The following is a 23,734-nucleotide window of genomic DNA, read 5'->3' as shown; positions in this document are numbered from 1 at the left end:
TCTCATTCTTCCGGCTCCGCGCCATGGCGGCGTTGATATTCGAGCATGAATTTCCTCCGCAACAGGCCACCCGGATCGTCCGGCACGCGCATCAGCGCGCGCTGTACGTCGGCCGGCAGTTTCGACGAAGGGTCGTCGCCGGAAACGGTGCCTAGATCGTGTTCCTTGTCGCCGTCTTTCCCCTCGCCCTTACCGGCGAGGGCCTGGTCCATCTTCTGCTTCAACGCCGCCTGCGCCTGTTGAGCCTGCGCGCGCTCCGCCTCCGATTTCGCCGTCGCATCGCCCTGCGGGGCCTGCGCCTTGCCGTTGTCCTTGCTGCGATCGCCGCCTTCGCCCTCGCCTGCCTTGTCCTGCGCACCCTGCTGCGCGCCGTTTTCGTTACCGCCGGCACCGGACTGCTTCCCGCTTTCGCCCTGCTTTCCATCCTGGCCATCCTGCTGGCCCTGTTGCTGGTCCTTATCGCCCGACTGGCCCTTCTGGTCCTTGTCCTGCTTACCCGGGCCGCCCTGCTTGTCCTGTTGTTTCTGTTTGTCTTCCTGTTGCTTCTTCAGGAAATCCGCGACGGCCTTGCGGTTGGCCGCGGCATCGTCGTTGTGCGGGTTTGCTTTCAGCGCACGATCGTACGCGGCGATGGCGTCCTCGTAACGCTGCTGTTTCGCCAACGCATTGCCAAGGTTGTACTGGGAGTCGCTGTCGCCACGTCGTGCGAGTGCCTTTTCCGCCGCAGCGTAATCGCCGGCGCGATAGGCCGCGGCGCCACGCAGGGAAGCGTCCTTCGCCAATGCCTGGGCACGCTGCGCGTCGCCCTCGGCCAGTGCGCGCGCCGCCTGCTGGTCGCGTGTGCGGAAGATGTCGGCGATACCATCCGCGTGGACCGGGGAAAGCGGCATGAGAGCGAGCGCGAACACGAGCAACCAGCCGCGTCGGAAGGCGAGCGCGACGATCGGCAGCAACGGCAGCAGCAACCACGGACCGCGGTCCTGCCATTCGCCGGAGGCGGCACCTTCCACCGCCTGGCCGCCGCCATCGCCGTGCGCTAGCCCGGCCAGGGCGTCCACATCGGACGCATCGTTCGCGACCGGCACGAAGCGACCGCCACCCGCTTCGGCAACGGAGGCCAGCGAGGCGTCATCGCGCGGCGCCATCACGATGTCGCCACGGGCATCCTTGAGGAAGCCACCGTCGTCGGTGGCGATGGGACCGCCACGCACGCTGCCGACACCCAGCACCGATACGCGGTCGCCGGCGGTACGCGCGCGGCGCGCGGCGGCCATGGCGCTCGCGTCCGCGCGGTCGGTCACCAGCACGATCGAACCACCGCGCAGGTCGGCACGGCGAATGAGATCGGCAGCGAGATCGATGGCCTTGCCCGGATCGTCCCCTTCCACGGGCATGGTGTCCGGCGCCAAAGCGGTCAGGAGGTCGTCGACGCTATGCGCATCGGTGGTAAGCGGCGCGACGGTGAAGGCTTCGCCGGTATACGCGATGAGAGCGTTCAATCCGTCGCGATTGGCGGCGTAAAGCTCGCGCACTTTGTAGCGCGCACGGCTCAACCGGTCGGGCACGACATCGTGCGAGAGCATGTGCCGCGACATCGACACCACGACCACCTGCGCGGCACGCTCGGCGAACAACGGTTGGGTCTGCCTGTTCCACGACGGACCGGCGAGCGCGAGGATGGCAAGCAGCGCCGCGGTGACGAAGGCCGCGACCGGCGCACGGGACGCCGACGGCGTGCCGTCAAGCAGGTACGGAAGCAAAACCGGATCGGCAATGCGCGCGAGCATGCGCTCGCCGGCCCTGCGCCGGGCCACGAGCCATGCGAGCGCCGGCACGAGCAGCAGCAGCCAAAGCCAGCGCGGTTCGATGAAATGGAAGTCGGCAAGCCACGTCTTCATGCGGAGGCCCTCGCACCGACATAGCGCGGCAACACGGCCAGGGCGAACAGCGCGAGCGCTATCACCAGCGGCCACCGGAACAGTTCGAAGCGGGGGCGCAGTGCCGCCCCTTGTTGAGGCACGGGCTCGAGCGCGTCGATGGCACGGTAGGCCTTCGCGAGTTCGTCCGTATCGGTGGCGCGGAAGAAGCGTCCACCGGTCTGGTTGGCGATGTCGGTCAGCATGCCAACGTCGAGGTCGGCCGAGGGATTCACCACGCGGCTCCCGAAGAAGTCGGGCACGCGCATGGCGTTGGCGCCTATGCCGATGGTGTACACGCGGACGCCCGCCGCCTTCGCCGCACGCGCCGCTTCACGCGGTGCGATCGAGCCCGCGTTGTTGACGCCATCGGTGAGCAGCACGACGACGCGAGCTTCTTCGGGCATATCGGCGAGGCGCTTCACGGCAACGGCCAAGGCATCGCCGATAGCCGTCTCGCGTCCGGGCAGGCCGACGACGGCGCCGTGCAACTGCGCGCGCACGGCATCCAGGTCGTAGGTCAGCGGCGTGACCAGATATGCCTGCGAACCGAACAGGATCAGGCCCAGTTCGTCACCCGCCCGGCGATCGATGAAGTCGCCGGCGATCGCCTCGACGGCGGCGAAGCGCGTGACCTGGCGACCCGCCAGCTGCATGTCATCGAGCGACATGCTGCCGGAAAGGTCCACCGCCATCATCAGCGCACGGCCACTGCGCCGCTGCGGCTCGGGCGGCCCGAGGTGCTGCGGACGTGCCGCCGCGGCAACCAGGCAAAGCCAGGCCAGCGCGAGCAGGAGCGTTGCGGCGAAGGGCGCCCTGGTCAGCGACGATTGCACGAGGACGAGTCCCGGCTGCGGCAGGTTCAGCGCTTGCGCGGGCTTCAGCGGGCGCAGTACATGCCGCAGCAGCCAGGGCAGCGGCAGCGCGAGGAACATCCAGGGCCAGGCGAACTCAGGTAGCGACATGGGCACGCCTCCTGCGCATGGCGGCACGCACCCATGCCTCCACCTCGCGCGCGGATCGCGCCACGTCGAGATCGGTACCGCGCCGGTATTTCGCTTCGTCCAGCGTAGCGAGCGCGGCGACATCGTGCCCCGGCGTCATCGCCGCGAGCGCATCGCGCCACGACGCGCCGGACAAGGTGACGCTGCGCGGGTCGCGCATGCGAGCGACGCGGCGCACGAGCTGGCTCGCCGTGGCCGCGAAAGCGAGGGCGTCGCCGTTTTCCGCGTGCCGTGCCAACGCTTCGCGCAGGTCCGCGAGCGATGCATCGACATAGCGCCGCCACGCCGCCCGCCAGCGCAGGACGATGACCAGTGCGATCACGCCGAGCACGAGAAGCGCCAGCAGCACCCACCAGCCCGGTGCCAGCGGCCACCACATGGACACGTGGGGAACGTGGATGTCGCGGAGTTCGGGTCCGTTGGCGGGCATCAGCGCGCCCTCGCCGTGCCGAGCAGGGCCACGATGGCATCGAGGGGATCGGCGTTCGTATCCACCGTGCGATGGCGCAGGCCCAGACCGCCGCAGAGTTCTTCCAGGCGACGATGGCCTTCGCCCAGGCCACGCGCGAAATCCGCACGCTGGCGCTCGCCTTGCAACACCACGTCGTAGTGCACGCCGCGATGAGCGAAGGGATAGCGGCCCGCCGGGGGCTCCGACAGTTCCAGCGGATCGGCAACCGTCAATACCGCGACTTCGGCCTTGGCAACAAGGCCGAGCATGCGCCCCCGCGCCGCCGCGTCGACCGCGAAGCCGTCGCTGACAAGCAGGACGCGCGAAGCGCCGTGCATGAGCCTTCCCGCTCGCTGCAAAGCCCCGGAAAGTGTTTCGTCTTCGCCTGGAGGCAACGCATCCCAGGCCGCGATGGCACCCGCGAAGGCCAGTGCGCCACGTGCACCGCCCTGCGGTCGCAACAGCTGGCGCTGCCCGCCGAAGGCCAGGACGCCGACACGATCGGCCCCGCGGACCGCATACCAGGCGGCCATGGCCGCGGCGCGCGCAGCCTGCACGGACTTGAAGCGCGTGCGCGTGCCGAAACGCATGCTCGCGTTCGTATCGAGCAGGACCAGCAGGCGTCCTTCGCGCTCCTCCTGGAACAGCTTCGTATGCGCGACACCGCTACGCGCCGTGAGCCGCCAGTCCATGCGGCGCACATCGTCGCCGGCCTGGTAGACGCGCGATTCGGCATAGTCCATGCCACGCCCGTGCAGCCGGCTCGGCCGCTGTCCGCTGCGCTGCACCCGGGACACCACCGGCGGCGCGGGAGCACGCGCCACACGCGAACGCAGGGCGATCAGTTCGGGCAGCGACACATGGACGCGCCCGTCGGCGCTGGGAGCGGTGGCGGTCACGGCAGCGGAACGAGGTCCAGCAGGCGCTCGATCACCGTGTCGATGCGCACGCCTTCGGCTTCCGCCTCGTAGCTGGGCAGCACGCGATGGCGAAGCACCTCGTGCGCGATGGCGTGAATGTCCTCGGGCACGACGTAGTCCCGGCCGGCGAGCCAGGCATGGGCGCGCGCGCAGCGGTCGAGCGCAATGGTCGCGCGAGGACTGGCGCCCCAGGCGATCCAACGCGCCAGCTCCTGGCCGTAGCGGCCGGCATCGCGCGTGGCCACCACGAGCTGGGTGAGGTAGAGCTCCAGCGGCTCGGCCATGTGCACCGCGAGTACGGCGTCGCGGGCGGCGAACACATCGTCGGGGCGCAGGCGATGGGCTGGCGGCGCTGTCGGATGCCGTACCGCGCGGGCCTGCTCACGGGCGAGGCGGAGGATAGCCAGCTCCGCGTCGGCGTCCGGATAGCCGATGGTCACGTGCATGAGGAAGCGGTCCAGCTGGGCCTCCGGCAGGGCGAACGTGCCCTCCTGCTCGATCGGGTTCTGGGTGGCCATCACCATGAACAGGTCCGGCAACGGCCAGGTGCGCCGCCCGATGGTGATCTGGCGCTCAGCCATGGCCTCGAGCAGCGCGGACTGCACCTTGGCGGGTGCGCGGTTGATCTCGTCCGCCAGCACGATGTTGTGGAACAGCGGGCCGCGCTCGAACTCGAAGCTGCCGGTCTGCGGCCGGAAGATGTCCGTACCGGTGAGATCGGCCGGAAGCAGGTCCGGTGTGAACTGGATACGGTGGAAATCGGCCTCGACCCGCGTGGCGAGCGCCTTGATCGCCGTGGTCTTGGCAAGCCCCGGAGCGCCCTCTACCAGCAGGTGGCCGTCGGCCAGCAGCGCGATCAGCAGGCATTCGACGAGGTGCGGCTGGCCGATGATGCTCCGGGCCAGGTCCTCGCGCAGGCGGACGAAGGCGTCCTGGAGCGGAGTGGCGGCGATCGGCGTAGCGGACATCGGGGCATTCCGGGGCAAAGGCGAAGGCCCGATCAGACCACAGAGCGGCCCGGAAGTTTAGGCCCGAAGGTCAGTATCCGCCCCGGAAGAAAAAACGCCCGCGTTTCCGCGGGCGTTCGGAACGGCTGACGAGGGCGCCTTTACTGCAGCGTATCGCTCAGGATGCGCGGCGTGACGAAGATCAGCAGCTCGGCCTTGTCGTTGCTGCGGTTCGTGCGGCGGAACAGCGCACCAAGACCCGGGATATCGCCGAGGCCAGGCACCTTGTCCGTGGTGTTGGACTTGGTGATTTCGTAGATGCCGCCGAGCACCACGGTCTGGCCGTTATCGACCAGCACGGACGTATTGATCTCGCGCGTGTCGATCTGCGGGACCGAACCGCCGCCTGGACTTGGCACGAGCGCGGCCAGGGCGTCTTTCTTCACGTTGATCTTCAGATAGACGCGGCTGTCGGCCGTGATCGTCGGGGTCACCCGCAGCTCGAGAACGGCATCCTTGAACTGCACGGTGGCGTTCTGCGCACCGCCGCCCGAGCCCGACGCCTGGTAAGTGACATAGCCGATCTGGGTACCCTGCTTGATCACCGCTTCCTGCTGGTTGGCGGTGATGACACGCGGGCTGGAGATCACTTCGCTGCGGCCTTCGGTCTGCGCCGCCGACAGTTCGAGGTCGACCAGGTAGTTCGCGCCCAGGATCGCCAGGCCGATGCTACCGGCAGGGTTAGAAACCGGAAGGTTGACGTTGTAGCCACCCGGCAGGGTGTAAGCACCCGGCACCGGAATGTCGCCGGTCCTGCCGTTGGCGTTCCACTGGTTGAGCGCGTTCTGGTAGTTCACGTCGCTGTTGTGGACGCCTGTTACCAGGCCGGCTGTACCGCCACCTGTCGTACCCGTGCCTCCGCTGCTGAGGTCCGGTGTCGTACCGACGATGTTGCCGCTGTTGCGGTTGAAGCCCTGGGCACCCCAGCGGACGCCGAGCTGACGGGTAAACTGGTCGGTGGCGACCACGATGCGCGATTCGATCAGCACCTGTTGCACCGGGCGGTCGAGCGTGCCGATGAGTTCGCGCAGGTCGCGGATCTTATCCGGCGTGTCGTTGATGAGCAGCGTATTGGTGCGGTCGTCGAAGGAGACGCTGCCGCGCGGCGAAAGGAACCCGCGGGTGGAGCCACCGCTCGAACCGCCACCGCCCTGCATGCTGCCCTGGGTCAACAGCTTGGCGATGTCTTCCGCCTTGCCATAGCTGATCGGGATGTAATCGGAGATCAGTTCGGCGGAGTCCTCGGCCTTCTGGCGAGCGTCGGCAAGGCTCTGCTCGTAGTTGGCGAGTTCGGCCTGCGGCGCGATCCAGATGACGTTGCCGCTACGGCGCTTGTCGAGGCCCTTGGCGCGCAGGATCACGTCCAGCGCCTGGTCCCAAGGCGTGTTGACGAGACGAAGGGTGACGCTGCCGCCGACGCTGTCGGAGGCCACCAGGTTCAGCTTGGCTTCGTCGGCGATCAACTGCAGGGCCGAACGAACGGGGATGTCCTGGAAGTTGAAGGTCAGGCGCGAACCCGAATACGTCGGTTCCTGACCCTTGGCGTTCTTGCCGGTCGCTGCGGCAACCTTCTTCGCCGCAACCTCGACAACGTACTCGGTGCCGTTCTGGTAGGCCGATACCTCGACCTCACCCTTCGTGCGGATGTCGAGGCGGGCGCCACCCGGCCGCGAACTGGGCTCGATGGCCTGCACCGGCGTGGCGAAGTCGAGCACGTCGAGGCGCTGGTTGAGCTTCGTCGGCAGCGTAGTGCCCGGCAGGCTGACCACTACATGGTCGCCTTCGCGATGCATTTCCGGCGTGGACGTGGCACTGCCGAGGGTGACGAGCACCCGGCCTTCACCATTCTGGCCGCGGCGGAAGTCGATGTTGTCCAGCGGCGTGCCGGCACTCGAAGGCAGGGCCTTCGTCGGGTCGGACACGATGGCGGTCGTGGTCGTGGCACCGGTCGGTCCATTGTTCACGGTGACGACGAGGTTCTTTCCATCCACCCGGGTCTTGTAGGCCGAATCGCGGAACAGTTCCACGGTGACGCGGGTGCGTCCGCCGGCAGACACCACCGAGACACCCGAGGTCGAGCCCTTGGCGATATCGATGTGTCGGGTACTGAAGGCATTGCCTGTATTCGCCAGGTCGATGGCGATGCGAGGCGGATTGCTGGTCGTGAAGACCTTGAGGTCCGGTGCCCGCTCTGAGAACGCCAGGGTCAGTTCGACGCGGCCGCCTGGCTGGGCGTCGTAGCTGACGTTCTGCAGCGCGTTGGCCGCCGCGGCGGTGCCGGCGAAGGCACCGGCGACAGCCAGCGTGACGCCGAGGATCCAGCGGCGCGACCGATAGCGCGCGCTACCCGGCAGATGATTGAGTTTGGTCGTCATGTGCGTCATCCCCGAGTTCTTATTTCTCACCGACCGCGATGCCTGCCGGACGCTCCATCCAACCACCGGAACCGTTAGGCACCAGTTCGACCAGATCGATCCGGTCCTCGCCCACGGCGACGATCCGCCCGTAGGCTTGCCCCATGTATTCATTGCGGTGGACCCGATGGATCACCCCTCCGGGATCCTTCACGAGCGCCTCCAGGCTACGACCAGCACCAACCGTGCCAACCATCTTCAGGCTGTCCAGTGAAAACATTTCCAGCGGTTCCTTGGGACGGTTCTCGTCCGGGCGCGGACCACTGGAGACCGCGGTATCCATCTCTGCCGTGCTCGGGCTGAATGGATCGCGGGCGCCCTGGTCCTGGTAGGCGAAGGTCTCGAACGTGCGGATCACGGGCAGCGGCGGGATGGGCTCGCCTTTCTTGTGCTTCTCGGCATCGACCCATTCACGAAGGTCGGCGGTGCCGCGTGTGCAGCCAGCCAAGGCCAGCGTGGCGAAAAGGGCAAGCATGACGGAGCGAAGGATGGCGTGGTCGCGGGTCATCACTTCTTCTTCCCCTTCTTCGCCGTCTTCGACGGCTTTGCCGTCTCATCGTCATCGAGGTAGCGGTATGTCTTGACCGTACCCTGGAGGACGAGCTGGCCGGATGACGAACCCTTGCCATCCTTGCCGGGATCCTTCGGACTGAGAGAAACGTCGTGCAGGGTCAGGATCACCACGCGCGGCAACGAGGCCACGCCACTGATGAAGGTGCCGAACTGGTGGTAGGTGCCGACCATGCGCAGCGTGATCGGCTTCTCCGCGTAAAAGTCCTTCGGCGTTTCCGGGCCCGGCTGGAACAACTCGTTCTCGATACCCGCGGCGAGCGCCGTCTGCGAGATATCGATGAGCAGCTCCGGCATCTCGGTCTTGCTGGGCAGCTGGCGCAGAAGGGTGCGCAGCATGTCCTGCATATCCGCGAGTTGCTGTTCCAGGGCCTCGAGGTTGGCCGACTTGGCCTGCTTCTGCGAGAACTCCACCTTCAGGCGTTCTTCCTGGCCTTCGGCATTGGCCAGGTCGTCCTGCTGATTGCTGATCTGGAAATACCAGCCCGCCAGCAGGACCACGACGAATACGAGGCCAGTAAAAAACAGCTTGATCGATTTGGGCCAGCCACCGACGTTGTGGCGATCGAGGTTGCGCAGATCGTCCAGGAATTTCATGGCTTGGCTCCTGCCGGGGCCGGAGCGTCCGAAGGCGGCTGCGTGACCGGCGGTGCCGGCGTAACCGGTGCGACCGCGCCCGGCACGGCTGCCACGGGCACGCCGGCGGCGGCCTTCGCCGATGGCACGGACATGGCAGCGGGCTTTGCCGGGGCGGGAGCCGTGGACGAGCCGGCCGGGGCTGCGCCCTGGGGGGTGTCAGCGGGGCTGCTCAGACGGACGTCGAGGCCGAAGCGATATGGCATGCGCGACGCGTCATGGGTGTTTTCCGTCTTGCGCAGGTCGACATGGCCCATCCACGGCGATGCCTCGATATTGCGCATGTACTCGGCCACGGAGGAGTTGGACTGCGACACGCCGTCCAGCGACATGGACGTGGCCGACTGCTTCATGCCGGACAGGCGGGCGCTGGCCGGAATCGTCTTCACCAGTTCGTCGAACAGGTGGACCATCTGCGAGCGATTCGCCTGCAGCTGCTCGATGATCTGTTTGCGCTGGAGCAGGTCGGCGCGGACCTTTTCCAGGTCCTTGATCCTGGCGATGCGGTCGTCGAGCTGCTTGATCTCGCCTTGCAGGTAGGTGTTCCGGTCGCCCTGGTTGCTGATGCGGGCGTCCATCCAGAACGACCAGGCGATGAGCACCACCAGTGCCGCACCGAAGGCCAGGCCCAGCTGGATATAGAACTCCCTTTCGCGTTGCTTGCGGCGCTCCGCACGCCAGGGGAGCAGGTTAATGTGTGCCATCAGTCGAAGCTCCTCATGGCCAGGCCGACGGCAATCATCAGCGCGGGTGCGTCCTGGGCGAGGGTCTGGGCCTGGACCCGGCTGGACAACGCCATGCGGGCCAGCGGATTGGCCACCACGCAGGGCACGCCAAGCTGCTGTTCGAGCAGTTCGGTGATGCCGTCGATGGCGGCGCAGCCGCCAGCCAGCACCACCTGGTCGACACGGCTGTACTCGCTGCCGGCGAAGAAGAACTGGAGCAGGCGGCTCACCTGCTGGACCAACGACTCCTTGAACGGCTCGAGCGCTTCGGTCTCGTAGGATTCGGGCAGGCCGCCCTTGCGCTTCGCCCGGCCCGCTTCCTCGTACGAAAGGCCGTAGCGGCGCATGATTTCGTCGGTCAGCTGCTTGCCGCCGAAGACCTGCTCGCGGGAGTAGATGGTGCGCTGGTTCTTCAGCACCGCCAGGGTGGTCATGGTTGCGCCGATGTCCACCACGGCCACCAGTGCGTCGCGCGAGACTGCCAACTGGTCGGCGACCATGCCGAAGGCGTTCTCCATGGCGAACGCCTCGACATCGACGACCCGGGCGGTCAGCCCCCCCAGGTCGAGCGCGGCGATGCGCATGTCCACGTTCTCCGTCCGCGAGGCGGCCAGGAGCACATTGTTCATTTCGGGATTGTCGCGAACTGGCCCCAGGACCTCGAAATCGAGGCTGACTTCCTCGATCGGGTAGGGGATGTACTGGTTCGCCTCGACCTGGATCTGTCCTTCGAGGTCGTCATCGGACAGGTCCGCCGACATGGGGATGATTCGGGTGATCACGGCCGAGCCTGCCACGGCAGCCGCCGCGTGCCGGCTCTTGGCGCCGGATCGGGCCAGGGCGCGCCGTATGGCCTCCCCCACCGCCTCGACCTCGACGATGTTCTTTTCCACCACCGCATTGGGTGGCAGCGGCTCGACGGCGTAATGCTCGACGCGATAACGCCCGCCGGCGTGGCTGAGCTGAAGCAGCTTTACCGCGGTCGAGCTGATATCGACGCCGATTAACGGCGCCGCTTTGGGTGTAAAGAGCCCCACGATGTCCCCCTTCCCCGCGCCTTGTCGGAATTGGTCTACGGCGCGGAGGCATTAAAGCTCAAAACTTAACGGATTAGCAACGGCCCCCAAGACCACTTACCGGCACTAATTCACAAATCCAGTCACTGGGTTAGCGAATGCCGTTCACATCGGGTCGAACCCCGCCCCCCCGGCGCCCGGGAACCTGCTTGGTTCTATACTCGGCCCCGACACACAAGGCGGTGACCCCTCCCCACCCATGCGAATCCTCAAGCGTCTGCTGCGCTATGCGCTGTACCTGGCCTTGGCCGGCATCCTCTTCGTGGTTGGCGCCGTGGGCGTCGCCTACTGGCTCCTTTCCCCACGCCTGCCGTCCGTGGCGGTACTGCGCGATTACCATATGCAGGTACCCCTGCGGGTCCTGAGCTCCGACGGCCGACTTATTGCGTCCTTCGGGGAGACCCGGCGCATCCCGGTGCATATCGCCGATGTACCCGCGCGGCTCAAGAATGCCGTCCTGTCTGCCGAAGACGCCGATTTCTACAGCCATCCCGGTGTCGACTGGCACGGCATCGCGCGCGCCGGCATCCACGTGATCCTCTCCGGCGGCGACAAGGGCCCCGGCGGCTCCACCATCACCCAGCAGGTGGCGCGCAACTTCTTCCTCAGCCCCGAGAAGCTCTACTCGCGCAAGCTGACCGAGATGTTCATCGCCCTGCGCATGGAAAACGAACTCAGCAAGGACCAGATCCTCGAGCTCTACATCAACAAGATGTTCCTTGGCCACCGATCGTACGGACTGGCCGCCGCCGCCGCGTATTACTACGGCAAGAACCCCGACCAGCTGACCGTGGCCGAATGCGCGGCCCTGGCCTCCACCTTCCAGCTGCCCTCGGTCGTCAATCCGCTGAACAACCCCAAGCGCCTGCTCACCCGGCGCAACTGGGTGCTCGGCCAGATGCTGAGCAACCGCTTCATCACCCAGGCCGAATACGGCCAGGCGATCCAGGAACCCAACGACGCCTTCCCGCACGAACAACAGATCGAGGTGGACGCGCCCTACCTGGCCGAGATGGTCCGCCAGCAGGTGCTCGAAAAGCTCGGCAACGACGCGCTCACCGAGGGTTACGTGGTGCACACCACGGTGCCCAGCGACAGCCAGGCCGCGGCCAACGAAGCCTTGCGCAGCCGGCTTTCGGCCTACGACCGTCGCCACGGTTATCGCGGCCCCGAGGGCCACGAGGAACTGCCGGCCCAGGCCGGTCCCGAGGATTTCGACCGCGTTCTCGCCGGCTACACGAGCGTGGCTGGCATGATCCCCGGCATCGTCACGGAGACGGGCACGAAGGAGGCCAAGGTGTACCTCTCGGCCAAGGAGACTGTCACGCTGACCCTGGAATCCATGGCCTGGGCGCGTCCCTACGTCAACGAAGGCCGCGCCGGCGCCGCGCCCACCCGCGTCGATGCCGTGCTGAAGCGCGGCGACGTCGTCCGCCTGTTCCGCGCCGCCAAGGACGAGGTCAACGAGGACGTCGCCACCGACGGCAATGCCGCGCCGGCCGCCAACCCCGAGCCAAAGCTCGCATGGCGCCTCACCCAGATTCCCGCCGTGCAGGCGGCCCTGGTATCGCTCGATCCCGAAGACGGCGCGGTGCGTGCGCTCGTCGGCGGCTTCAGCTTCGTGCGCTCGAAGTTCAATCGCGCCGTGATGGCCGCGCGCCAGCCGGGCTCGAGCTTCAAGCCCTACCTGTATTCGGCCGCCTTCGACCGCGGCTTCACGCCGGCTTCGATCGTCAACGACGCGCCCGTGGCCTTCCCCGATCCGTCCCGTCCCGACGGCATGTGGACGCCGTCCAACGACGACGGCAAGTTCGACGGCCCGATGCGCCTGCGCGAGGCGCTGGTGAAGTCGAAGAACCTGGTGTCGGTGCGCCTTCTCGATGCGCTCGGCCTGCGCTACGCCCGCGAATACGTGACACGCTTCGGCTTCACACCCGATGCGCTGCCGCAAAACCTTTCGCTGGCGCTCGGCACCGCCTCGGTATCGCCGATGAGCATGGCACGCGGCTACGCCGTGTTCGCCAACGGCGGCTACCTCGTCACGCCGTATTTCATCGCGCGGATCGACGACCGCGACGGCAACCCCGTGTATGTCGCCAATCCCGAGCGCGCGTGCGCGGACTGTCAGCAGCGCCTGCTCAACCCGACGCCACCGGGCCCGCCGACCCAGGCGTCCACCGCGCTGATTCCCGCCCGCCCGGCGACCGCGGGCAGCACCGCGGGCAGCGGCACGGGGGACGCCGTACTGCCGGCCGATGCGCATGCGGACGCCTCGGAAACACCGAAGCTCGCTCCACACGTGATCGACGTCCGCAACGACTACCTCGTGACCTCGCTTATGCAGGACGTGGTGAAGCGCGGCACGGGCGCCGCGGCGAAGGCACTCGGCCGCGACGACATCGCGGGCAAGACCGGCTCCACGAACGACCATCGCGACGCGTGGTTCGTCGGCTTCAACGGCGACGTGTCCACGGCGGTGTGGGTCGGTTTCGACGACTTCAGCTCGCTGGGGCGTGGCGAATTCGGCGCCAAGGCCGCGCTGCCGATCTGGATGGATTACATGGGTGCCGTCCTCAAGGACAAACCCTCGCACACGCTGGCCATGCCGCCCGGCATCGCCACGGTACAGATCGATCCGGGCTCCGGGCTACCCTCGCCCGGCGGCATGAACGAGATCATGAAGGTCGAAGATGTCGATCGACTTCGCGAACAGGCGACGCAGAAACAACAGGAGGAGCAGCAGGAACACGCCTACGACATCTTCTGACGCGTGCCCGAGCAACGGCGCGTGTCCGGCACACGAACACACCACACGGGGGTGAGTCATGGCACGAGGCGAGCACCACAGGATCCATGCCCAGGACCGGACGCAGCGCAATCGCGTCCTCGTCGCCCAGGAGGCGGCGCGCCTGATGAGCGAGCATGGCATCCGTGACTTCCATCACGCGAAACTGAAGGCTGCCGAGCGGCTCGGCATCATCGATACGCAGGCCTTGCCCCGCAACAACGAGATCGAGGACGCGCTGCGCGAGCACCAGCGCCTTTTCCATGGCGACTCGCAGCCGCAGGCACTGCGCACGCGGCGCGAAGCCGCGGTGGAAGCCATGCGTTTCCTGCGCGGGTTCGATGCGCGCCTGGTTGGCGCGGTACTCGACGGCACCGCCGATGAACATTCCGCAGTGTGCCTTCATGTCTTCAGCGACGATCCCGACGCGCCTGGTCTATTCCTTCGCGAACAAGGCATCCCGCTGGAAACGCAAACCCGCCGCCTGCGCTGGTCGGGCACGGAGCAGACCGAGCACCCCGTGCTGCTGTTCGGTGCCGACGGCATACCCTTCGACCTGACGGTGCTGCCCGTCGACGCGCTGCGCCAGGCACCTCTGGACCGCGTGGACGACCGGCCCATGCGCCGCGCGACGGCGGCGATGGTGCAGGAACTGCTGGCGAAGGAAGACATCGAGGCGTTCAATGCCGCCTTGTAGGAGCGCGCCTTGCGCGCGATATGTTTTGAGGCCGCAACCTGGAGCTGGCGCGCAAACTTCAGGACAGCGGCGAAAACATGTCGCGCGCAGGGCGCGCTCCTACACAAAAAAAACCTCGCTTTCGCGAGGTTTTTTTCTTAGCGCTTGTCGCCCGGAACGTAGTCGCGGATGTCGGCGCCGGTGTAGATCTGGCGCGGGCGGCCGATGCGCGCTCCCGGGGTTTCGTGCTGTTCGATCCAGTGCGAGATCCAGCCGGAGGTGCGCGCGATGGCGAACATCACGGTGAACATCTCGGTCGGGATACCCAGCGCCTTGTAGATGATGCCCGAATAGAAATCGACGTTCGGGTACAGCTTGCGCTCGACGAAGTAATCGTCTTTCAGCGCCGCTTCTTCCAACTTCATGGCTACCTCGAGCAGCGGGTCGTTCACGCCCAGCTCCTCTAGCACCTTGTGGCACGTCTCGCGGATGATCTTCGCCCGCGGGTCGAAGTTCTTGTACACGCGGTGGCCGAAGCCCATCAGGCGGAAGGAGTCGTTCTTGTCCTTGGCGCGTTTGACGGCGGTCTCGACCTTATCGGCCGAACCGATTTCCTCGAGCTGCTTGAGCACGGCTTCGTTCGCGCCGCCATGGGCCGGGCCCCAGAGCGCGGTGATGCCGGCGGCGATCGACGCATACGGGTTGGCACCGGTCGAACCGACCAGGCGGACCGTGGAGGTCGAGGCGTTCTGCTCGTGGTCGGCGTGCAGGATGAAGAGCAGGTCGAGCGCTTTCGCGACCACCGGGCTCAGTTCCAGCGGTTCGCTCGGCACCTCGAACATCATGTGCAGGAAGCGAGTGACGTATTCGAGGTTGTTGCGCGGGTAACGCGTCGGCCAGCCGATCGAATGACGGTAGATGGCGGCGGAAATCGTCGGCATCTTCGCGATAAGACGGATCGCGGCAAGCTTGCGGTCTTCCGGATTATCGACGTCCAGCTTGTCGTGATAGAAGGCAGACAGCGAGGCGATGGACCCCGCCAGCATGGCCATCGGGTGCGCGTCGTGGTTGAAGCCACGCAGGAAGAACTTGAGGTTCTCGTGCATCATCGAGTGATGCGTGATCTCGTGCTCGAACTTCGCGAACTGGTCCTTGTTCGGCAGTTCGCCGTTGAGGAGTAGGTACGAGGTTTCGAGGAACGTCGACTTCTCGGCCAGCTGCTCGATGGGGTAGCCGCGGTACAGCAGGACACCCTTGTCGCCGTCGATGTACGTGATGGCACTCTTGGTGCTGGCGGTGCTGCCGTAGCCCGGATCGTACGTGAAATAACCGGTGTCCTTGTACAGCGTGCCGATGTCGACGCACTCGGCGCCGAGCGTGCCGCCGATGACCGGCAGTTCACTCACGGGCTGGTTGGATTCATCGACCAATTTGACGGTTTTGGCGTCGGACACGGCGAGCTCCTCGTTGTCTCTGTTCCCGCCGCTCCGCTGACCGGAACGACGTAGCGATGTTGGGAAAAACGGCAGCCTGGGGAAGACCGTCGTACCGGCCGCTGCGTGCGGCCGGAGTTCCCTATTATCGCACAGAGCCCGTTCGAACGTCCGTTAGAGGATCGTGTGGGCCGAACGCAAAAAGACACGGGGCAAGCCGTGGGCTCGCCCCGTGTCCTGGATCCTCGCGAAACGCCACCCCGCAGGCGGCGCGCGGATGAAACCGGTCTTACTTCTTACCGTAGCGCTGGCGGAACTTGTCGACGCGGCCGCCGACGTCCAGCGTCTTCTGCTTGCCCGTGTAGAACGGGTGCGAGTGGCTGCTGATATCCAGCTTGACCACCGGGTACTCGTTACCGTCTTCCCACTTCACGGTGTCCTTGCTGGACATCGTCGAGCGCGTCAGGAACGCGAAATCGGACGACAGGTCCTGGAAGACCACCGGCTGGTACTTCGGATGGATGTTCTCTTTCATGGCTTGAACCTGAGAAATAGCGGGGTGAAAAGAGCGGCATTGTAGCCAGCGTCCCAGTCCCGGTCAAGGAACGCCCAGGGCTCCGGCAATCAGTTCCGCGAAACGGTCCTGGTCCACCTCGAGGACAATGCGGGCGTTCCCCCGGCCACCCAGGCGCCGATGCCAATCCACCACGGTGGCGCCACGGGTGAGGCGTCCATCCAGTTCGATGGCCACGTGGCGGGTTTCCGCCCGGACGACCATGTTGGGATCCAGCGCCACCGCCATGGCCAGCGCGTCCGCGGCGATGAACCCAGTGCGCTCGTGGCCGGCATTGAAGCGGCGCGCCGTGCCGAAGATCTTCTCGAAGAAGGCGGCGCGACGGTCGCCGGAAGCCACCCAGCGCTCGTAGACCTCGTCCGCGAACGCGTGGCGTACCGTCGCCTCCCAGTCCACCAGGTCGAACATCGGGAAGGCCTCGAAAACCACGTGCGCGGCCTCCGGGTCGAAGCCGATGTTGAATTCGGCAGGCACCTTGCCCGTATTGCCGTGCCCGGTGACCGCGCCGCCCATGATCACCAGACGCTTCACCCGCTGGGGTAGCGCCGGGTCGAGGCGCACGGCCAGGGCCAGGTTGGTGAGCGGCCCCAGCGCCACGAGGGTCAACTCGCCGGGACGCTCCCGGGTCAGGCGGACCAGGGCCAGCGCCGCGTGTTCGGCCTCGGCCGCGTGGACCGGTTCCGCGAAACCGACGTCCCCGAAGCCATCCGCGCCATGCACGAACGCCGCATCCTCATCCGGGTCGCGCACGAGGGGCGAAGGACATCCGGGGTGGACGGGCGTGTGCGCGCCGATCAGTTCGACGAGGGTGCGTGCGTTGCGCACGGTATGGCCCAGGCCGACGTTGCCTGCCGCGACGGTAAGCGCGACCACATCCGCGTGCTGGTGCGCCATGAGGATGGCCAGCGCGTCGTCCACGCCAGGGTCGGTGTCGATCAGCAACGGGGCTCGGGTCATCGGGATCGCTTTCCGTAACGGCCGCTCAGCATAGCGCCCGGTGTGCGATCAGGCACCCTGTACGACGGCATCGGTACGCGCGCCGAAGTCGAAGCCGAGCTCGTTCGCCACCTGCTCCACCCCGGCACACAGTGCTTCGAGCGCCGGAGTTCGCGTGGCAATGCGGGAACGCAGGTCGAGGGTGCAGGTGAGCCCGGCCTGCAACAGGTCCGCATGCGCCACGTGCAACGTGTCGGCCTGCGCCTGGGTGAGCAGGCCCACGTCCCGGAGCGCATCGATCAGCACGCTGCTGGCCGGCATATCGAGCACGGTGGGATACACGGACGCATGCGCGAGCACCATGCCCTGCAGGATGAACTCGATGTCGATCAGCGCGCCCCTGCCCTGCTTGAGGTCGATGCGCGACGCATCCGAACGATCGCGCTCGCCACGCCAGCGCACGCGCATCGCCCCCACTTCCGTGCGAACGCGCTCCGGGTCGCGCGACCCGGCCAGGATGTCGCGGCGGATGCCCGCGAGCGCCTCGCCAAGACCCGGATCGCCCGCGACCGGCCGCGCGCGCAGCAGCGCCTGGTGCTCCCATGTCCACGCGCGATCGCGCTGGTAAGCCTCGAACGCATCGACACTGGCGACCAGCAAGCCCTTCGAACCGTCCGGACGCAGCCGCGTGTCCACGTCGTAGAGACTGCCCGCGTGGGTCTGCGCGCTCAACCAGTGCATGACACGCTGGGCGAGACGCTGGTACCAGCGCGTGCCGTCGACCGGGCGCGGGCCATCGCTCATCGCGTTGGCGCGCTTGCCGTCGTAGACGAAGACGAGGTCGAGGTCGGACGCGAAGCCCAGTTCCTCCCCGCCGAGGCTGCCGTAACCAAGCACGGCGAACCCGCTGCCGTCGCCCGCCAGGCGGCCATGCTGGGCGGTGAGTTCGCGCGTCGCCAGCGCGAGGATCGCCGCGACCACGGCCTCGGCCAGGCCCGCGAGGCGGCGTGCCGTGGCCGGCGCATCGGCGCGACCGTCGTTGAAGGCGAGGCCGAGACGGAAGGCGATGCTTGAGCGGAACTCATTGATGCGCTCGAGTTCGCGCTCGGCATCGCGTTCGTCCAGCGCGCCGAGCGTCCGCACGATCTCGGCCGAGATGTCGGCGCGCTTCAACGGCAACTGGTCGATGCGCGGATCGAGCACGTCGTCGAGCAGCAGGGGCTGCGCGATCACGCGCTCGGCAAGGAAGGCGCTGTCGGCGAACACGCTGGCGACGCGACGGCGCGCATTCGGTTGTTCGTCGAGCAGGGCGAGGTACGAAGAACGGCGGGCCACGGCCTGCACGAGGCGGAGCAGGCGATGCAGGCTTGCCGCGGGCGCGACGCTTTCGTGCGCCGCGTCCATCAGCTGCGGCATGAGGCGTTGCAGGCGTTCCGACGAGCGCGCGGACATCGATCGCACCGCCGCCGCGCGCGGTAGTTTCACGAGTTCTTCGGCCACGTCGTTGCCGGGAACGAAACCGGCGGCTTCCATCATGCCCGCGGTGAGCGTCTCGTCGCAGGCCGCCTGCCACAGGGCGACATCGGCCGCGGGCGCCACCGCCGTACTGCCGGCCTCGGGCATGAGCACCGCGGCGAACTCCCCCGATACGGCATCGCGATGCTTCGCCAGTTCAAGCGCGAGATCATCCCAGGAGGCATGGCCCATGCCGAGCGCGATACGTTCGCGCGACAGCGAATCCTCGGGGATGTCGTGCGTCTGCGCGTCGCGCAACATCTGCACGCGATTCTCGAGCCGGCGCAGGAACATGTACGACGCGCGCAGCAACTTCGCCCGCGCGGCGGGGATATAACCTCGCGCCTCACAGGCACGCAGTGCGGGCAGCAGGCCGCGTACCCGCAACGCGGGATCGCGCCCGCCACGGATCATCTGGGTGAGTTGCACGATGAACTCGATCTCGCGGATGCCGCCTGGGCCGAGCTTCAGGTTCCCGGCAAGATCCTTCCGCGCGACCTCCGCGTCGATCAGCGCCTTCATTTCGCGTAATCCCGCGAAAGCCGTGTAGTCGAGGTAACGCCGGTAGACGAAGGGCCGCAGCATGTCCTGCAACTCGCGCCCACCGGCACGATCGCCGGCCACCGGCCGTGCCTTGATCCACGCGTAACGCTCCCAGTCACGTCCCTCGCGCTGGTAGTACTGCTCCATGGCGGAGAAAGGCAGCGCCAGGCGCCCCGACTGTCCGAACGGACGCAGGCGCAGGTCTACGCGAGCGCAGATGCCATCCACCGTGGGTTCGGCCAGCAGTCGAACCAGCTGGCGTGCTTCGCGAACGAAGTACTCACCATTGTCCAGCGGACGCGCACCGTCGGTGTCGCCGCCCGAGGCATACGCAAGCACGAGGTCGATATCGGAGGAGAAATTCAACTCGTTGCCGCCAAGCTTGCCGAAGCCAAGCACCACCATCCGCTGGGCATGGCCGGCGCGGTCGTGCGGCTGGCCATAGCGTGCGTGGAGAGAGGCCTCCGACCAACGGAGCGCCAGCTCTAGCAGTGTCTCGTAGAGCGTACTGGTCGACGACAACGTGTCGTCCAGCTCGTCCAGCCCGTTCACGTCGCGGAAGACGATGCGCAGGGCCTCCGCGTGCCGGAAGCGGCGCAGCGAGGCCATGCAACGATCCTCTTCCAGCGGCAGGTCGAGCGCCGTGCCGCGCATGGCCGCGTCCGTATTGGCGCGAAGCCGCTCAAGGCCGTCCGGGGCCAGCAGGTCGGGCTGGCGGCGGAAGACGTCGAAGGCGAAGTCGGATGCCAGCAACGTACGGCGGATGCGCTCCGCGACGCCCGCGTCGTCATACAGGGGAATGCGAGCGGCACGACAGGCGGCCATCACATCGGCATAACGGGCGTCGATCAGTGCGCGGAGTTCGGGGCTTTCGCGCGGAGCCTGCATAGGGGCTTTCATGAGGCCTCATTGTGCCTCACCTAACGCGCGGTAAACCGCGCCCGGTGCGCGGGACAACGCGTTCATGTCCGTTGCGTTACAGTCCATGACCCTGAGGCGGCAGGGGTGTGACACGAGGATGTTATGACTGTCGATTCAAAGCGTTGGCGAGACGTTACGGCGCGGGTGGCCTTGCCGCTCTGCCTTGCCGTGGCCTTCGTTCTCTGCACCGGTTTTCTTGACGGCAATCCGGGCGTGGCCAGCCTCGAGTGGGCGTCGCGTCCCTGGCACCTGGTGGCCAACGCCTTCCCGGGCTTGCTGCTGGCCGCCTTCCTGCTCGTCCTGACCCGCCGCGCCTGGCTGTCGTTCGGCATCGCCTTCATGGCTCAGGGCGCCGTGCTGATGGTCAGCGCCATCAAGATGAAGAACCTTGGCGCGCCGCTGTTGCCGGCCGACTTCCGCATGGTCGGCCAACTGAAGAACGGCGGCCTGCACTTGCTCGGCGGCTACCTGCCCACCAGTCCGTTGCCCTACCTCGCCATTCTGGCGGTGATCGCGCTCATCGCGCTCATGGCGCGCTACGAGCCGCCGCTGTTCGCCAGGCGCACCCTGCCGCGCCGGCTGGTCGCCGGCGCCGCCCTCGGCATCCTGATCGTCACGCTGCTGGCCGGAGCGCCTGCTTGGTCGGCGCTCTACGACAAGGACCGGCTGGGATGGCGCCCCTGGTCCGCCGCGGCCAATGCGAGCGACAACGGCGTGGTCACCACGATCATGCAATACCGCCTGCAGAACGCCGGCAAGCAATCCAGGCCCGACGCCGCCGAAGCGGGGCGTTTCATCGCCGACACCGATGCCGACCTGCGCCGGCACATGGCGACGGCTGCCGCCAACCACCGGCAGACGCCGGACATCGTGGTGGTACAGAGCGAGTCGTTCTTCGACCCATCCGTGGTCCGCGGCCTCGACGGCGAGGACTTCGCGCCCAACCTGCACCGGCTTGCCCGCGAGGGCAGCAGTGGCGGCCTGCACGTGCCCACCTACGGCGGCGGCACGATCCGCACCGAGTTCGAGGTGCTGACCGGCCTATCGCTGCGTTATTTCCCGGACATGCAGTTCCCGTACCTGCAGATGCATACCGCCGTGGTGCCGAGCCTGGTCCGCACGTTGCGCGCGCACGGGTACGAAACCATCGCGGTGCACGGCAATGACGCCGCCTTCTGGAACCGCACCTCGGCCTTCAGGTCGCTCGGCTTCGACCGCTTCGTCTCGCAGCCGGATTTCCCGAAGGATTACCGCAAGGACGGCGACTACATGGCCGACAGCGCCATGACCGACGAGATCATGAGTCAGCTGCAGGATTCGGGGCCGCCGCGCTTCGTCTTCGCGATCAGCATGGAAGCCCACGGCCCGTACGACAAGTCGGCCAATATCGATACGAAGGTTCGCGATGCGATTCCGGTACCCGAGGGCATCAGCGAAGAGGCGAAGCTGCAGCTGCGCAATTACGTCTACCACATGCGCCATGCGGACACGGAACTTGGGCGCCTGGCCGAATTGCTGAAGCATCGCGAGCGTCCGACGCTGTTGCTGTTCTACGGCGACCATCTGCCGGCGCTCACCGAGACATTCGAAAAGGCCGGCTTCGTCAACGGTAGCGACATGCTGACCCACACCGTGCCGTACGTCCTGATCGACGCGCAGCGGCAGGCCCAGGCGAAACCGGAAGACCTTGCCGCGTGGATGCTTCCCGGCAAGTTGCTCGAGCAGGCAGGCGTGCACGACGACGCCTATTTCGCCCTGACCCAGGTCGTCGCGCCGCGGCTGGCGTCGCTCACCAACTCGCTGGGAGCACCCACCGCTGCCAAGGAGGGCCTGCTGAATTACACGGACGTCTCGATGGCCAACGTGGCGAAGCTGCGCATGAAGAGGAAGCTCGACCCGCTGTTGGCGCAGTACGCGGTACCCGACACGAACGCGATTGCACGACGGCCGGGTTATGCCGAGGAAAGCGCGGCCGCGGGTGCGGGACAGTAGCGTGCCCGCACCGCTGACAAATCGGACAGCCTGCTAACGCAGGCTCATGCTTTAAACGGCTTCACCGCAACTACGTGCTCGGCTTCGCCATCGCGTTCGTCTCGCACACCGCCATGACTCGCGTGGAGGTGCCGTGACGGGCGAGCCAAAGCAATGGGTTGCGATATCGTTTGCGTCATCCCGACCGAGGGTTATCGGAGGAATACCGCTTTAAAACCTCGCCACGCCAGATATCCAACAAGATGGACTGGCAGGACTCGCTCTAGCCCCCACCCCAAGGTGAGCACATCCTCATTTACAGACTTTCCGGGACTAAAATTACGTACGAAAAAATCCGCCACTGCGCTCGTAGGCGGATCAATCGGATCCACTATGAAACGCATCAGGACGACAATTATCGTAATGACGATGATCCAGAACACCCACAAGAGCACTGCAACGATGCGTTTCACAAGACGATGACCTGTCCGTACGCCTTCAGATTAGTACAGGGCACATCGAACATTTCTTGTTGCCGTATGAAGTGTCGCACTACATGAAAGTCATGCATGAAAGGCAAAGTTATGCATCCTGCACTTCGCCCAAACAAGACGGCCGGATGCAGGCGAAATTGGCCGCGAAGCACGCTGTCGCAGTATGTATTGTCGTCAATACGAAGATCTGCAGCACACAGTGCAAACCATAAGCTCGAGGCCCCGATCGATAACGCACTCATGGGCAGATTGTTGAGACGAAACTTACAAACAAGCATGTAGCACTCCTTGTTATCGGTGGTCTTCCATTCACAGGCTTTGAGAAAATCGGACACTGCAATCTTCCAAAACTGACGAAGGAGCCCCGCTCGCGCAGGCCCCCTTCGTGTGAAACACATGGATTGCGGGAGGAACTTAGCAGTCCATACCGCCTATGCCAGCCGGGCCATAGTGGTCGTGACCTTTCGTCAAAGATGATAAGCCACTTGCGCGTCCGCCCAGTCGCCATTGGCGGCAATTCCGCCGGTTATAGGGCCATCTGCCACCCCCTGCAGATCTGGTTAACGAATCGGCGCCCCCGGCAGCCATAAGACGTTTCTCACTTTTCGTTTCGCTGCCTTACCCGACGCGCACGCGCACGCTATCAACTCTCGAGGTCTCACGGGCTAACTCTGCTCTCCTGTCGAATTGCCTCAGTGCAAGGAGAGGTGTCGGGGTGTGCAACCAATGCGATGGCGAAGCCGAGCCCACAGATCCATGCGGCATAGCCGCTTAAAGCATGAGCCTGCATCAGCAGGCTATCCGGTTTAGTGGCGAACGAGGTTGCCTCGAGCGCATAAGTCGCTGGGTCCCTGCCTGCGCAGGGACGACGGGGGCGGGGCCGAGAGGGACAAAAAAGGTTCTTCACGCATTATCGGGGATCAGCACCGCCTTAGATGACGACCCTGCCGCTGGTTCGATCAGGCTCGCCGTGGCGTTCGCGCGCCCCGGTATCGCCACGGCGCTTTTACACCTGAGCGTCTCGCAGGAGACCTTGGTGCCCACCCTCGCTGCTCAGACAGGTCCTCCGCGTTCGGCAAGGAGGGCCGCTTGCGCGGCCTATGTCCTTACATGGCCTCCGGCCGCTCTCTTGTGCGGAACTCGCCTCGAGGGTGGGCACCAAGGTCT

The 23,734-nt window shown here is 66.2% G+C and carries 18 protein-coding genes; 3 read left to right on the top strand and 15 right to left on the bottom strand.

The genetic code is table 11. The annotated features are described in order from the left end of the window. Positions 1 to 2: 2 nt before the first annotated feature. The 10 genes from VGM71_RS00865 to VGM71_RS00820 all read right to left on the bottom strand — a co-directional run bounded on the left by VGM71_RS00865 (position 3) and on the right by VGM71_RS00820 (position 10,680). The gene (locus tag VGM71_RS00865) at positions 3 to 1,898 is read right to left on the bottom strand and encodes a tetratricopeptide repeat protein (RefSeq protein WP_331541868.1); all 1,896 of its coding nucleotides are present in this window, start codon (positions 1,896 to 1,898) and stop codon (positions 3 to 5) included. Continuing rightward, a complete protein-coding gene (locus tag VGM71_RS00860) occupies positions 1,895 to 2,881 on the bottom strand; it encodes a VWA domain-containing protein (protein WP_331541867.1) in 987 nt (328 codons plus the stop codon). Before VGM71_RS00860 ends, VGM71_RS00865 begins: the two co-directional genes overlap by 4 nt. Beyond that, positions 2,868 to 3,350 (bottom strand): DUF4381 domain-containing protein, encoded by a 483-nt coding sequence (locus tag VGM71_RS00855; RefSeq protein WP_331541866.1) that lies wholly within the window; start codon positions 3,348 to 3,350, stop codon positions 2,868 to 2,870. Before VGM71_RS00855 ends, VGM71_RS00860 begins: the two co-directional genes overlap by 14 nt. Beyond that, positions 3,350 to 4,270 (bottom strand): DUF58 domain-containing protein, encoded by a 921-nt coding sequence (locus VGM71_RS00850; protein WP_331541865.1) that lies wholly within the window; start codon positions 4,268 to 4,270, stop codon positions 3,350 to 3,352. The genes VGM71_RS00855 and VGM71_RS00850 overlap by 1 nt, the downstream gene beginning before the upstream one ends. Next, positions 4,267 to 5,259 (bottom strand): MoxR family ATPase, encoded by a 993-nt coding sequence (locus tag VGM71_RS00845; protein ID WP_331541864.1) that lies wholly within the window; start codon positions 5,257 to 5,259, stop codon positions 4,267 to 4,269. The genes VGM71_RS00850 and VGM71_RS00845 overlap by 4 nt, the downstream gene beginning before the upstream one ends. 140 nt (positions 5,260 to 5,399) lie before the next feature. Next, a complete protein-coding gene (gene pilQ / locus VGM71_RS00840; RefSeq protein WP_331541863.1) occupies positions 5,400 to 7,673 on the bottom strand; it encodes a type IV pilus secretin PilQ in 2,274 nt (757 codons plus the stop codon). Positions 7,674 to 7,692: 19 nt separating this feature from the next. Then, positions 7,693 to 8,220 carry a pilus assembly protein PilP gene (locus VGM71_RS00835; protein ID WP_331541862.1) on the bottom strand — a complete coding sequence of 176 codons (528 nt, stop codon included), beginning with the start codon at positions 8,218 to 8,220 and terminating at the stop codon, positions 7,693 to 7,695. After that, on the bottom strand, positions 8,220 to 8,879 hold the full coding sequence (locus VGM71_RS00830) for a type 4a pilus biogenesis protein PilO (RefSeq protein WP_331541861.1): 660 nt from the start codon (positions 8,877 to 8,879) through the stop codon (positions 8,220 to 8,222). Before VGM71_RS00830 ends, VGM71_RS00835 begins: the two co-directional genes overlap by 1 nt. Continuing rightward, entirely contained in the window at positions 8,876 to 9,622 is a 747-nt protein-coding gene (locus VGM71_RS00825) for a PilN domain-containing protein (RefSeq protein ID WP_331541860.1), read from the bottom strand. The genes VGM71_RS00830 and VGM71_RS00825 overlap by 4 nt, the downstream gene beginning before the upstream one ends. Then, on the bottom strand, positions 9,622 to 10,680 hold the full coding sequence (locus VGM71_RS00820) for a pilus assembly protein PilM (protein WP_331541859.1): 1,059 nt from the start codon (positions 10,678 to 10,680) through the stop codon (positions 9,622 to 9,624). The genes VGM71_RS00825 and VGM71_RS00820 overlap by 1 nt, the downstream gene beginning before the upstream one ends. Before the next feature lie 238 nt (positions 10,681 to 10,918). Here VGM71_RS00820 and VGM71_RS00815 point away from each other — a divergent pair, with 238 nt between their 5' ends. Together VGM71_RS00815 and VGM71_RS00810 are read left to right on the top strand one after the other, a co-directional pair. After that, positions 10,919 to 13,486 carry a penicillin-binding protein 1A gene (locus tag VGM71_RS00815; protein ID WP_331541858.1) on the top strand — a complete coding sequence of 856 codons (2,568 nt, stop codon included), beginning with the start codon at positions 10,919 to 10,921 and terminating at the stop codon, positions 13,484 to 13,486. Between the two features lie 58 nt (positions 13,487 to 13,544). Beyond that, on the top strand, positions 13,545 to 14,201 hold the full coding sequence (locus tag VGM71_RS00810; protein WP_331541857.1) for a hypothetical protein: 657 nt from the start codon (positions 13,545 to 13,547) through the stop codon (positions 14,199 to 14,201). A gap of 137 nt (positions 14,202 to 14,338) precedes the next feature. Here VGM71_RS00810 and VGM71_RS00805 read toward each other — a convergent pair whose 3' ends face one another. The 4 genes from VGM71_RS00805 to glnE all read right to left on the bottom strand — a co-directional run bounded on the left by VGM71_RS00805 (position 14,339) and on the right by glnE (position 20,081). Continuing rightward, positions 14,339 to 15,634: a citrate synthase gene (locus tag VGM71_RS00805; RefSeq protein WP_331541856.1), complete on the bottom strand. Its 1,296-nt coding sequence runs from the start codon at positions 15,632 to 15,634 to the stop codon at positions 14,339 to 14,341. Positions 15,635 to 15,902: 268 nt separating this feature from the next. Next, entirely contained in the window at positions 15,903 to 16,148 is a 246-nt protein-coding gene (locus tag VGM71_RS00800) for a type B 50S ribosomal protein L31 (RefSeq protein WP_331541855.1), read from the bottom strand. A 63-nt stretch (positions 16,149 to 16,211) separates the two neighbouring features. Further along, positions 16,212 to 17,144: a nucleoside hydrolase gene (locus VGM71_RS00795; protein WP_331541854.1), complete on the bottom strand. Its 933-nt coding sequence runs from the start codon at positions 17,142 to 17,144 to the stop codon at positions 16,212 to 16,214. Between the two features lie 48 nt (positions 17,145 to 17,192). Beyond that, a complete protein-coding gene (gene glnE, locus VGM71_RS00790; RefSeq protein WP_331541853.1) occupies positions 17,193 to 20,081 on the bottom strand; it encodes a bifunctional [glutamate--ammonia ligase]-adenylyl-L-tyrosine phosphorylase/[glutamate--ammonia-ligase] adenylyltransferase in 2,889 nt (962 codons plus the stop codon). Positions 20,082 to 20,204: 123 nt separating this feature from the next. Between glnE and VGM71_RS00785 the strand changes: the two genes are divergently transcribed. Then, positions 20,205 to 22,094, top strand: a complete 1,890-nt coding sequence (locus tag VGM71_RS00785; protein WP_331541852.1) for an LTA synthase family protein — start codon at positions 20,205 to 20,207, stop codon at positions 22,092 to 22,094. Positions 22,095 to 22,542: 448 nt separating this feature from the next. Here VGM71_RS00785 and VGM71_RS17610 read toward each other — a convergent pair whose 3' ends face one another. After that, positions 22,543 to 22,809 carry a tlde1 domain-containing protein gene (locus VGM71_RS17610; protein ID WP_414675066.1) on the bottom strand — a complete coding sequence of 89 codons (267 nt, stop codon included), beginning with the start codon at positions 22,807 to 22,809 and terminating at the stop codon, positions 22,543 to 22,545. Positions 22,810 to 23,734 lie beyond the last annotated feature (925 nt).

Origin of the sequence: Luteibacter sp. (assembly GCF_036499525.1) — a bacterium.
Classification (GTDB): domain Bacteria; phylum Pseudomonadota; class Gammaproteobacteria; order Xanthomonadales; family Rhodanobacteraceae; genus Luteibacter.
Note: the sequence above shows the minus strand (reverse complement) of the source record. Positions and strands in the feature narration are given on the sequence as shown.